13 protein-coding genes are annotated in these 11,289 nt (G+C 43.6%); 3 read left to right on the forward strand and 10 right to left on the reverse strand.

Features of this window, described 5'->3' with window-relative positions; genetic code table 11:
- Positions 1-68: 68 nt before the first annotated feature.
- A complete protein-coding gene (locus tag BANA01_RS30115) occupies positions 69-230 on the reverse strand; it encodes a hypothetical protein (RefSeq protein WP_169803758.1) in 162 nt (53 codons plus the stop codon).
- 231 nt (positions 231-461) lie between these two features.
- Here BANA01_RS30115 and BANA01_RS28320 point away from each other — a divergent pair, with 231 nt between their 5' ends.
- The 3 genes from BANA01_RS28320 to BANA01_RS28330 are packed head-to-tail and all read left to right on the forward strand — an operon-like array spanning position 462 to position 1,582.
- A complete protein-coding gene (locus BANA01_RS28320; RefSeq protein ID WP_063255615.1) occupies positions 462-710 on the forward strand; it encodes a hypothetical protein in 249 nt (82 codons plus the stop codon).
- A gap of 41 nt (positions 711-751) precedes the next feature.
- Positions 752-922, forward strand: a complete 171-nt coding sequence (locus BANA01_RS28325; RefSeq protein ID WP_063255616.1) for a CsbD family protein — start codon at positions 752-754, stop codon at positions 920-922.
- A gap of 60 nt (positions 923-982) precedes the next feature.
- Positions 983-1,582, forward strand: a complete 600-nt coding sequence (locus BANA01_RS28330; protein ID WP_082799701.1) for a general stress protein — start codon at positions 983-985, stop codon at positions 1,580-1,582.
- 130 nt (positions 1,583-1,712) lie between these two features.
- Here the strand turns inward: BANA01_RS28330 and nuoN are convergent, their stop codons facing one another.
- From nuoN to BANA01_RS28375, 9 genes are all read right to left on the reverse strand, one after another.
- The gene (nuoN, locus tag BANA01_RS28335; protein ID WP_063255617.1) at positions 1,713-3,230 is read right to left on the reverse strand and encodes an NADH-quinone oxidoreductase subunit NuoN; all 1,518 of its coding nucleotides are present in this window, start codon (positions 3,228-3,230) and stop codon (positions 1,713-1,715) included.
- 6 nt (positions 3,231-3,236) lie between these two features.
- Positions 3,237-4,745, reverse strand: coding sequence for a complex I subunit 4 family protein (locus BANA01_RS28340; RefSeq protein ID WP_063255618.1), 1,509 nt, complete (start codon positions 4,743-4,745; stop codon positions 3,237-3,239).
- 1 nt (position 4,746) lies between these two features.
- Positions 4,747-6,609 carry an NADH-quinone oxidoreductase subunit L gene (nuoL, locus tag BANA01_RS28345; RefSeq protein ID WP_063255619.1) on the reverse strand — a complete coding sequence of 621 codons (1,863 nt, stop codon included), beginning with the start codon at positions 6,607-6,609 and terminating at the stop codon, positions 4,747-4,749.
- A 159-nt stretch (positions 6,610-6,768) separates the two neighbouring features.
- Positions 6,769-7,083, reverse strand: coding sequence for an NADH-quinone oxidoreductase subunit NuoK (nuoK, locus tag BANA01_RS28350; protein ID WP_063255620.1), 315 nt, complete (start codon positions 7,081-7,083; stop codon positions 6,769-6,771).
- Complete coding sequence (locus BANA01_RS28355; RefSeq protein WP_063255621.1) at positions 7,080-7,598, reverse strand: NADH-quinone oxidoreductase subunit J; 519 nt, start codon at positions 7,596-7,598, stop codon at positions 7,080-7,082. Before BANA01_RS28355 ends, nuoK begins: the two co-directional genes overlap by 4 nt.
- The gene (gene nuoI, locus BANA01_RS28360) at positions 7,595-8,014 is read right to left on the reverse strand and encodes an NADH-quinone oxidoreductase subunit NuoI (protein WP_063255622.1); all 420 of its coding nucleotides are present in this window, start codon (positions 8,012-8,014) and stop codon (positions 7,595-7,597) included. The genes BANA01_RS28355 and nuoI overlap by 4 nt, the downstream gene beginning before the upstream one ends.
- Positions 8,015-8,313: 299 nt before the next feature.
- A complete protein-coding gene (nuoH, locus tag BANA01_RS28365) occupies positions 8,314-9,318 on the reverse strand; it encodes an NADH-quinone oxidoreductase subunit NuoH (protein WP_063255623.1) in 1,005 nt (334 codons plus the stop codon).
- Positions 9,318-10,418, reverse strand: coding sequence for an NADH-quinone oxidoreductase subunit D (locus BANA01_RS28370; protein WP_063255624.1), 1,101 nt, complete (start codon positions 10,416-10,418; stop codon positions 9,318-9,320). The genes nuoH and BANA01_RS28370 overlap by 1 nt, the downstream gene beginning before the upstream one ends.
- Positions 10,419-10,421: 3 nt before the next feature.
- A partial coding sequence (locus BANA01_RS28375) for an NADH-quinone oxidoreductase subunit C (protein WP_174524453.1) occupies positions 10,422-11,289 on the reverse strand: 868 nt, incomplete at its 5' end.

Raw genomic sequence — 11,289 nt, forward strand, 5'->3', positions numbered from 1 at the left:
CCACCAGGCTTCTTTAACACAGCCGATAGATAAGAAGAAGAAGATCCTCTTCCCTATCTCCACAGTATTTAGTTTGTTTCTGGATTTTTGTTTTCTGCTTCATCTTTGTGTTCTCCGTCACTTACACCGTTATCCTGGTCTACTCCATCTCCACAGCCTGTCAGAGCACCGAATGTTAATGCAAATACCATACCTGTCATCATTAATTTCTTTTTCAACGTTTTATCCATTGTTATTTCCTCCTTTAATTTGTCTAGTATGCATTTACCCTTTTGGTAAGTGACCTAAACATATTCTTTTAAGCTAGTCAGTTATTTACCGGTTAGCTTGAATTTTTTTAAAAAAGCTATTAATAGAAGGAAGACGGTTTCTTCGGGATTGACTGCTAAAAAAAGTTTCAGAATTTTTTTATTGGGAATATAAAGAGGGCAGAACAAAACACGACGAAGGGAGCTGTAAGTATGAAGAAAAGTTTACTAGTTGGTGGATTGGCTGTTTCTCTTACTCTTGCCGGGTTAACAGGTTGCGGTGACGGAGTCGATCAGGATAATGGGGCCAGTGATGGCCAACAGCAGGACGCAGTAGATAAAGACACAGAGCAAAATGCCAAAGATGCAGTAAATAAAGTGGAAAAAGAATTAAAACAAGCTCAAAAAGATGTAGAGAAAAAGATTGAGGATAACGGTGTTAGTGATGGTGTGAACCAATAACCATTGGAGAGACTTTTAAAAAAACAAGGAGGCTGAATAAAATGAACAAAGATAAAATGAATGGATTAGTTGATAGTGTTAAAGGAAAAGCAAAAGAGGAATGGGGTAAATTGACGGATGATCGTTCCACTGAAACGGAAGGTAAAGTCGATCAAGCGAAAGGTGAAGTAAAAGAAGATGTCGGGATAGTAAAGGATAAATTATCACGATAGTGTGGGCTGTCTATCAAACTGTAAATCTCTCAAAACAGATGAAAGAGGAGGAACCCGAAAATGGAGAAGGTCGAAAAAAATGTTGTAGGTGTCTATGACTCTGAACAGGAAGCGATTGTTGCAATCGAGGAACTCGTCAAACAGGGATACGACAAACAAGATATCTGCGTTATTGGTAAAGATATCAAAAATGTGAATTATATTGCAGATGAAACTGGTACAGTTGCAGAAGAAAGTGCTGCTACAGGTGCGATAGCTGGCGGAACGCTCGGTGGCTTAACCGGTTTATTAGTAGGCGTAGGTGCGCTGGCCATACCTGGGGTTGGCCCGATTATTGCAGCAGGTCCGATTGCTTCAAGTTTAATTGGTGCTGTAGCGGGTGCTGGTTTAGGTGGACTAACAGGAGCACTAATTGCTATAGGAATCCCAGACGATCAAGCTGAATACTACGGGAACTCTGTTAAAGAAGGCAAAATTTTAGTACTAACGAAAAATAGATTGCATAACCCGATAGAGGACAGGGACACGTTAGCACAAGCAAACAATAGCTCAATGGCTCAAGACTGGGATGAACTGAAGAGGCTTGGCAATGAAATGAAGAATGGTGAATCGAAGGAAGATTTGCATGAAAGAGACAAAGTCCGTGACCCCATACAATAATAGCTAAAAAACGGTCCCCTAGAAAGGACCGTTTTGCTTTTTAAGAAGAGGCCCCCATGCCTCTTCTTTTTACTTTATATTTTACCCCTATTGTTGACCTAGACCGGATTCTTCCCCCAAAGTTGCCGGTCTATTGTAGAAAGTCTGAGAATTGGTTGAAATTATTGTTCACGAAGTCGATAGCGATGTCTGGGAATACTCCAAACAATACAGACGCTGCGACGGTGACGACTAAGACAACCAAGATTCCTACTGGTATTTTCGTGAACTTGCTGTCATCCGCAGCCGGGCGGAAGAACATTTGCGTCATGATACCGAAGTAGTAGAAATACGAGACTACCGTTGTCGCAATCATAACAGACGCTAACACATAATGCGGTTCCTGTACCATAAAGGCACCGATAAAGATGTTCATCTTCCCGATGAAGCCTGCTGTTCCTGGGAAACCTGCCAGTGCTACCAACAAAATCCCCATTGCAACGGCCAATACCGGTGACCGGCGATACAATCCCGCAAAATCAGCGATCTTTGTGGAACCAGTCTTTGCCTCCACTAACTGGATGATGGCAAAAGCGCCAAGGTTCATGAACAAGTAAGCTAATAAATAGAACCAAACGGTGTAAAAGAAGTTCGAGCTCAATGACGTAAATGCAACCAGCACATACCCTGCATGGGCAATACTCGAGTAGGCAAACATTCTTTTAATATTGCTTTGTTTCAGAGCGACTACGTTTCCTATAATCATTGTTGCCCCAGCAACAACCGCGATATAGTCCTGCATGTTATAAAGAATTGGCATCGATCCAGGACCTTCTGTAGCTGCTACACCGAACACAGATATTAAAATCCGCGCTACAATTACAAAGCCCGCGGTTTTCGAAACAACACTTAAAAATGCCGTAACCGGTGTTGGTGCACCCTGGTACACATCTGGTGCCCACATGTGGAACGGAGCTGCCGCCAATTTAAAGCCTAATCCAACAAATATCATTAAGAATGCCAGACCTAGCAAATACGCATGCTGGGCGTCAGCCAATGACTGAAGTGTTCCAGCAATTGCTAACAAGTTTGTTGTGCCTGTTAATCCATATACATAGCTCATACCAAACAATGTAATTGCAGTAGCAATTGAACCGTTAATGACATATTTCATTGCCGACTCATTTGATTGCAAATTATTTTTACGAATACCTGCTAGGACATAGGAAGAAATCGATAACAACTCAAGACCGATAAATAATGTGATTAAGTCACCCGAGGATGTCATAATCATTCCGCCGAGTAATCCGGTTAGGAATAAATAATAAAATTCACCGCGATATTCTTCCATCCCCTCATCAGCCTTGTAGGAGATTGCTAAAAATAAGACAAGTGCTGCTCCTGCAAGCAGAAGGAGTTTAAATGCTTTTCCAAAAGAATCAAGACGGAAGGTATCGTCTAAAATCGAATCAGGTGCTGCACCCAGTAGTCCGACTAGGGAAACCATTGCCGCGAAAATCGCTGCAATTCCGATCCATCCGAGAATTCGGCGATCTTGCTTTTTCGGCATAAATAAATCTATTACTGTGAGAAGCGCTGCTACACCAACGATGATGAACTCTGGTGTCATGATGCTCCAATTAAATGATGTTAATTCCTCAAGACTCATCCTTCATCACCCTCCTAACCCTAGCATAATCGTTTCAAGTGTGGCTTGAAGCGGTGAGCTTAGAACGCTTGGTACTACTCCGATTAAAACGATTAAAGCAATTAGCACGACAACCGGTATAAATTCAACGCCCTTCAAATCGAGGACTCCTGTAAAGTCACGGTGTGATTGTCCGTACGTAATGCCGAGCACGGCACGTAATAAATAGACAGCAGTCATGATAATACCGATACAGCCGACAGCAGCAATCCAAGGCATTTCTTCAAATAAACCTAAGAACGCCATGAATTCACTGACGAATCCGGACATCCCTGGTAATCCAAGTGAAGCCAAGGCACCTGCAAGCAAGAAGCCAGAGGCAATCGGCATTCCCTTCGCCATTCCGCCAAGGTTTTCCATGAGTGATGTATCTGTGCGCTCATAGAAGGCTCCGACTAAGAAGAATAATAATGCTGAGATTAAACCGTGTGAAACGACTTGGAAAATCGCGCCTTGTACACCTGCTTCATTCAAGGCTGCTAACCCAATTAATACGATTCCCATGTGAGAAATCGAAGAGTAAGCCAAGACCATTTTAAAGTCTGTTTGAATGAACGCTAGGAACGCTCCATAAAGGAGATTGACCACTCCAAGGATGGCTAAGAGTACGGCAAGTGATTCAAACTGCTCTGGAAAAATGCCCATTCCAAAGCGAATTAACCCGTACGCACCGATTTTCAATAGAATACCAGAGTGAATCATAACAATCGATGGCGGCGCCTGCACGTGAACGCGAAGCATCCAGCTGTGTAACGGGAAGATTGGCAGCTTGACGCCAAAAGCGACTAAGAGCGCAATCAATAAACCTAATTTTAATCCGCTCGTCATTGGAACGTTCGGATCGCTCACAATCTGTGTAAGCATATCAATATTGGTGGTTCCTGTTTTTGAAAATAGAATCATAATCACGATTAACAGTACGGCTGAGCCTAAACCGTTATAGATTAAGAAACTGTATGCAGCTTTTTCTTTTTCAAAATAACCCCATTTCCCAATTAAAAAGAAGGTTGGGATTAACGTAATTTCAAAGAATAAGAAAAATAGAACTAGGTTTTCAGCTGTAAAAACGCCAAGCATTCCGATTTCGAGCAGCAGGAACAGCATGAAGTAGCCTTTCCATTCTTTTTTAATATAAATGGAGGCAATAGCTGCGAGTGTTGCTACTACTGCCGTTAGTGCGACTAAAAGCATCGTAAAGCCATCGACACCTAGTTCATAGTTAACTTTCCAGAATCCTGCTTCGGCACCCTGAAGTCCGCCGAATGTAATCCAATCTTTAGCAACATCAAAATCGCTCAATTTCTTCCCTGCTAAGTAGTGGAGATAAAGGCCAATGGCAATAACCAGTGCAGGCAGTGTTGCTAGGAAGCCAACGATTTTGATTGTTTTTTCTTCTGTTTTTGGCATGAAAGCCAACACGACGATACCGAGTAACGGGGAGAATACTAGTAATGATAGAACGAAAGAAAGATCCATTTTATAAGTACCCCCCTGTTAGCACGAAGATGACCGCAAGCAGTGCCAAGCCTACAAAGGCCACTGCTGCATAAGTTTGGGTTTGACCAGTTTGCAGCTTCGATCCGGCTGCTCCAAGGCCCTGAACAATCCCTGCCACACCCTTCATGATTCCTTCCACTAAGAAAACATCAATGAAGCGTAAGAAATAACTGATACCTTTTGTGACAGCCACTACTGACATTTGATAGAATTCGTCAATGTAGTATTTGTTGGTTAAAATGGTATGCAGCGTATCGCCGCTGCCTGACAGCCAGTTGCGTGCGACGGAACGCTTGTAGTAAATAAGGTAAGCAAGGTAGATACCTGCTAAAGAAACAACAGTTGCCGCAATCATAATCCAAATTGGACCTTCAACATGACCATGACCAAGTGCTTCGTTTCCATCAACTAGCCATTCACCAAGGTTATGGTTAAATGGTGTTTGCACATAACCAGCGATAATCGCCAATACGCCAAGAACAATCATTGGGTACGTCATCATCGATGGTGATTCGTGTACATTTTTCATTGGTGTCCGTGCTTCTCCGGTGAAAACCATGAAGAACAAGCGGAACATATAAAATGCGGTCATGAATGCTGCTGCAAGCGCGAGCAAGAACAGAACTGGATGTCCGCCTTCCCATGCTGCAATTAAAATTTCATCTTTACTGAAGAATCCTGAAAATAATGGTACACCGCTGATAGCCAGTGTTCCGATTAAGAATAGCGGCGCGGTAAGCTTAAGCTTTTTCCAAAGACCGCCCATTTCTTCGATATTCTGTGTATGAACCGCATGAATGACGCTTCCGGCAGCTAAGAATAGCAACGCTTTAAAGAAAGCATGTGTCATTAAGTGGAATACTCCCGCAACATAGCCTGCAGAGCCGAGAGCAAGCATCATATAACCGAGCTGGCTGACTGTTGAGTAGGCTAGAACACGTTTAATGTCTGTTTGTACAAGACCGATGCTGGCTGCAAAGATGGCCGTAAATGCACCAATAATGGCAACCGTTAATAGTGCCGTTTCACTCGCTGCGAACAGCGGGAAAAGAGAAGCAACTAAGTAAACACCGGCAGCAACCATTGTCGCCGCGTGGATTAAAGCCGAAACTGGTGTCGGACCTTCCATTGCGTCCGGCAGCCATGTGTGTAATGGGAACTGACCCGATTTACCAACAGCTCCGATAAAGATTAAGATCGCTGTTAACGTAATCATCGTAGTTGAGACAGCGCCAGCTTCTACTGCGTGGAAGATTTCGCTGTACTCAAAGCTTTTTGTTTGCCAGAATAATAAAATCATCCCGATTAAGAGACCAACGTCCCCGATACGGGTCATAATGAACGCCTTTTTTGCCGCAGCCTTCGCTTCTTCTTTGTAGAAGTAGAATCCGATTAAGAGGAAGGAACCGACTCCGACGAGCTCCCAGAAAATATAAGTTTGCAGCAGGTTTGGCGAGATAACAAGCCCAAGCATCGCAAACGTAAATAGTCCTAAATAGGCATAGAATACTGGAAACCGCTCATCCCCGTCCATATATCCTTTTGAATATGTATGTACCAGGAAGCTGACGAGCGAGACAATTACAAGCATTAATGCATTCAATTGATTCACTTCAAAGCCCGCTGTTAAAGAAATATCTCCTATCCTGAGCCACTCCGTTGAAGTTTTAAACGTTGGTTCACTGAAACGCTCGAACAACACCAACAACGAATACACAAGCGACGCCAATGTAAGCAGAATACCCACGTACGCACTCGCACCCTTAAGCCGCTTACCAAATAGAAGAAGAATCAAAAACGATAATAGCGGGAAAAGCGGTATGATCCATGCATTTTCCATCATCATCACAATCCCCTTTTTAAAAATGGTGAAAGGCACCGCTCGTGGACAAATTCCACCAAGGGCTTACACCAATTATTACCAATTTGTCCACCTGAGGCGGACAGTGTCTTTCTGCGGTGACAGGCACCGCAGTGTTGAAAAAAAATAATATCTGCTAAATTAGTTTTTCATTGTGTCCATATCGTCGATGTTGACGGTTTTGCGGTTGCGGTATAAGGCCATTAGGATGGCTAGACCGACTGCTGCTTCTGCAGCGGCAACGCAAATCGTGAACAGAGCGAAGATCTGGCCGGTGATGGATGGTGCTACACCGTATTTGCTGAAGGTTACTAGGTTAATATTAACGGCATTTAGCATTAATTCGATCGAGATGAGGACGATAACGGTGTTTCGTTTTGTCAATGCCCCGTATAATCCGATACAGAATAAAATCAGTGCGAGTGCCAGGAAAGCTGAAGCAGGAACTGAACTCATTCCTTGTCACCCTCCTTCTCGTCTTTCTTCGCGAGAATAATCGCTCCGACAAGTGCCACTAATAGTAAAACAGATGTTAATTCAAACGGGATGACCCATTTAGAATAAAGGGCTTCCCCTATTTTCATTGTATTGTCCACATGTAAGTCGGTTGGTACCTGTACCACGTTGAAATCATAGATTCCAATGTAGACAGCCGCTGCAAACCCGAGTATACCTAGAAATAATAGAACCTTTCTTCCTTTGCCTGTGGTTGTTTCCCCTTCATCATCATGCTTCGTTAACATAATCCCGAATAACATGATAATGGTGATCGCACCGGAATAAATCAGGATTTGAACCGCTGCAACAAATTCAGCTGACAGCAGCACGTAAATACCGGCAATGCTGACAAAAGTAAAAATGAGGGCCACGACCATGTGCACGACTTTGGTAAGGTTCAATAACAGGACACCGCCAATAATGGCGACAAGGGCGAGGCCCATAAATGCGATAAACTCGCCTGATATTGTCATGGTTTATTCACCTGCCGTACGTTTTCGTCGTTCTCATCTAACCATTCAAGGTTTTTAAATAACATATCACGGCTGTATGACGCTAACTCAAAGTTATTGGTCATCACAATCGCTTCAGTCGGGCAAACCTCCGTACAAAGGTCACATAGGATACAAATCTCAAAATTGATATCATACGTATCAATGATTTTCCCTTTTTTCGTTGGATCTGGATGTTTCTTACCCGTTAAATTAATACATTCAGTCGGGCAAATGTTCATGCACTGATTACACACAATACACTTTTCCGGATAGAACTTTTGAATACCGCGGAAGCGGTCCGGAAGCGGAAGCGGCTCATCTGGATAATTATAGGTTACCTTTTCTTTGGTCAGCTGTTTTAGGGTATATTTCAAGCCTTTTGTAAATCCAAGCACGTTTTTCACCCCTTTTTCATTTTAAAAATTGCTTACTGAAAATTTTTTTTATTAATTCCTTCAAGGGCTCTGCCATTCGCGAACACCCCTTGAAGTTCATGATTGCTGTGTTAAACTAGGCTGTTGATTTGCGCTCCAGGCGCTCCGCTTTCCGCGGGCTCGCCCGTGAGCCTATTGCAGCTTCGCTCCTGCGGGGTCTCACTCAGCTCGTTCATCCCGCAGGAGTCGAGCGCCTTCCGCTCCAATCAACAGGTTCTAAAAAGCAACAGTTTACTTTAACACAGCCTATTCAAACAGCCTTAGAAAAATAATGTCTTAATTAATGCTGTTAAGAAAATGTTTGCTAACGCAACTGGGAAGAGTACTTTCCAAGCAAATTCCATTAATCGATCGATTCTAAAACGTGGAAGTGTTGCCCGTAACCACATATAAACAAAGACGACGATACAGAATTTGATTGCAAACCATACTGCACCTGGAATAAATCCTAAGATATCCAGCGGCGGCAGCCATCCGCCTAAGAAGATGACGGTGATTAGTGATGACATCGCAAACATGTAAACATATTCTGTGAGCATAAAGAATGCCCAGCGGAATCCAGAGTACTCAACAAAGTATCCGGCAACCAGTTCGTTCTCTGATTCAGGAAGGTCAAATGGTGTCCGGTTTAATTCTGCAATCGATGCGATGAAAAACACGATAAAGGCAATCGGCTGATAAAGAATGAACCAGCCATGCTCCTGCTGCAGAACAATATCCGTTAAATTCAAGCTTCCCGTTAATAAAATAACACCCAAAACGGACATAACAAGCGGGATTTCGTAGGAAATCATCTGTGCGCCTGCACGCATGCCCCCTAAAAGCGCGTATTTATTATTGGAAGCCCAGCCGCCGAGAACCATTCCAAATACAGTCATTCCGGAAACGGCAATATAATAGAGCAAGCCAACCCCGATATCAGCAAATTGAAATTTGTCCGTAAACGGGATGGTCGCGAGGACCATAAAAGCTGGAGTAAAGGCAATGATTGGCGCAATGATAAATAACGGCCTGTCAGCTGCCTTTGGTATAACGTCTTCTTTGATTAAAAGTTTAAGAACGTCCGCCACCGTCTGTAATAATCCCCATTTACCGCCAAGCTGGTTAGGGCCGTGACGGGCCTGCATGTATCCTAAAACCTTACGTTCTGCTAATATCGCATAGGTTACGAAACCTAAGACTACTAATAGTAAGACAACGGCAAGTAAAAAGAAGATTCCAAAGTTCATCAACCCTGGACTGGATTGGAGTAAATCCTCAATCATTAGCCGTCCACCTCCCCAAGGACAATGTCAACTGCCCCTAAAATCGCAATCAAGTTTGCAATGTTTTCGCCTACTAATAATTTCGGGAGAATTTGCAGATTATAGAAAGAAGGTCTTCTAAACTTTAAGCGATACGGTTCTTTTTTACCGTCACTTGAGATATAGCAGCCAATTTCTCCACGTGGAGATTCAATTCGTACAAACGCTTCCCCTTTTGGTGCTTTAATGATCTTTGGCACTTTCGCCATAATTTCACCTTCAGCAGGGAATTGTTCACATGCCTGCTCAAGGATTTTTAAAGATTCTTCAATTTCTTCTAAGCGCACATGGTAACGGGCTAAGCAATCTCCTTCGTCTCTTGTGACGATATTAAAGTCAAAGCGGTCATAGATAGAATACGGCTCATCTTTACGAAGATCCCATTTCACCCCGGTACTCCGAAGGTTTGGACCGCTTAGTGAATAGTTGATGGCATCTTCTTTTGAATAAACGCCAACCCCTTTTACACGGTCTAAAAAGATTTCATTTCCAGATACGAGGTTATGATAACCCTTCAGCTGTTCACGTAAATAAGGAACAAATTCCCTAACTCCGTCAACCCAGCCTTCTGGAGCATCCCACTTAACTCCGCCAACACGCATATAGTTGAAGGTCAATCGAGCACCAGATAATTCATTTAACATATTAATGATCATTTCGCGATCGCGGAACGCATAGATGAACGGGCTCGTCGCACCCAGGTCAAGGATATATGTACCCCAGGCAACCAGGTGGCTGGCAATCCGCCCTAATTCCATCGCCATAACACGAAGGAAGTCGGCACGTTCCGGCACCTGAATTCCCATCATGGTTTCAACAGCATGGCAGATGACATAGTTATTTGTCATCGCAGACAAATAGTCCATCCGGTCAGTGTATGGAATTATCTGTGTATATTGTAAGTTCTCGGCCAGCTTTTCTGTTCCACGGTGTAAATAACCGATGACAGGTGTTGCTTCCGTAATGATTTCCCCATCGATCTTAACAACCAGCCGGAATACTCCGTGCGTACTTGGATGCTGAGGACCGACGTTTAGCAGCATTTCTTCAGTTCTGATCATTGGTTACACCTCCACATCATACGGTTCATAATCTTTACGCAGTGGATGGCCAACCCAATCTTCTCCTAGCATAATCCGATGTAAATTCGGATGTCCGGTAAACTTAATTCCTAATAAATCATAAGCTTCGCACTCAGGCCAGTTTGCTCCTGCCCAAATTGGCTGCAAGGACTCGATTGTTGGTTCATCGCGGTCAATCTTTACTTTTAATGCCACTGATTGGCGATTTTTGTATGAGAATAAGTGAACATAAACTTCCATATGTGTGACAAAATCTGTTCCATGCAGCTCGGAGAGATAATCGAACCCTAGCAGCTCATTGTATTTTAAAAATTGAGCTACCTTGAAATATGTATCTTTCTTTGCAACAAGTGTTGGAACATCTTTCGATAATTTATTAATATAAGAATCTTCTAAAACATCAGCGCCTAAGTTTTCCTCAATTACCTTTCTGTACTTGTCTAAGAAAGGCTGATTTGGTGATGGTGCCGAAGCTGCGGTCTCTGCTGGAGCTGCATCGCCTGCTTTTCCAGCTGCTTTCGCTTTCGCTGCTGCTGCGGCTTTAGCCTTTGCTACCGCTGCTGCTTTCGCTTTTGCTTTTTCATCATCGCTCGCACCCGCAGTGTCTGCCTCACCAGTGCCAGCTGCCTTCGCTTTTGCCGCTGCGGCCGCCTTTGCCTTGGCTGCTGCCGCCGCTTTCGCTTTTGCTGCCGCTGCCGCTTTTGCCTTCGCATCATCCGTTGCTCCAGTGGTGTCTTCAGCTGGTGCTTCTCCACCCGCTAGTTCCATCGCTTTACGTTTTGCCGCCGCCGCAGCTTTCGCTTTCGCTACCGCAGCTGCCTTTTTCTTTGCAAGATCATCACTGTCATCA

The sequence above is a fragment of the Neobacillus niacini NBRC 15566 genome, from assembly GCF_001591505.1.
Lineage (GTDB): Bacteria > Bacillota > Bacilli > Bacillales > Cytobacillaceae > Neobacillus > Neobacillus niacini.

Coding starts and splice junctions, on each gene's coding strand:
- BANA01_RS30115 (WP_169803758.1), bottom strand. CDS start 230: ATGGATAAAACGTTGAAAAAGAAATTAATGATGACAGGTATGGTATTT.
- BANA01_RS28320 (WP_063255615.1), top strand. CDS start 462: ATGAAGAAAAGTTTACTAGTTGGTGGATTGGCTGTTTCTCTTACTCTT.
- BANA01_RS28325 (WP_063255616.1), top strand. CDS start 752: ATGAACAAAGATAAAATGAATGGATTAGTTGATAGTGTTAAAGGAAAA.
- BANA01_RS28330 (WP_082799701.1), top strand. CDS start 983: ATGGAGAAGGTCGAAAAAAATGTTGTAGGTGTCTATGACTCTGAACAG.
- nuoN (WP_063255617.1), bottom strand. CDS start 3,230: ATGAGTCTTGAGGAATTAACATCATTTAATTGGAGCATCATGACACCA.
- BANA01_RS28340 (WP_063255618.1), bottom strand. CDS start 4,745: ATGGATCTTTCTTTCGTTCTATCATTACTAGTATTCTCCCCGTTACTC.
- nuoL (WP_063255619.1), bottom strand. CDS start 6,609: ATGATGGAAAATGCATGGATCATACCGCTTTTCCCGCTATTATCGTTT.
- nuoK (WP_063255620.1), bottom strand. CDS start 7,083: ATGAGTTCAGTTCCTGCTTCAGCTTTCCTGGCACTCGCACTGATTTTA.
- BANA01_RS28355 (WP_063255621.1), bottom strand. CDS start 7,598: ATGACAATATCAGGCGAGTTTATCGCATTTATGGGCCTCGCCCTTGTC.
- nuoH (WP_063255623.1), bottom strand. CDS start 9,318: ATGATTGAGGATTTACTCCAATCCAGTCCAGGGTTGATGAACTTTGGA.
- BANA01_RS28370 (WP_063255624.1), bottom strand. CDS start 10,418: ATGATCAGAACTGAAGAAATGCTGCTAAACGTCGGTCCTCAGCATCCA.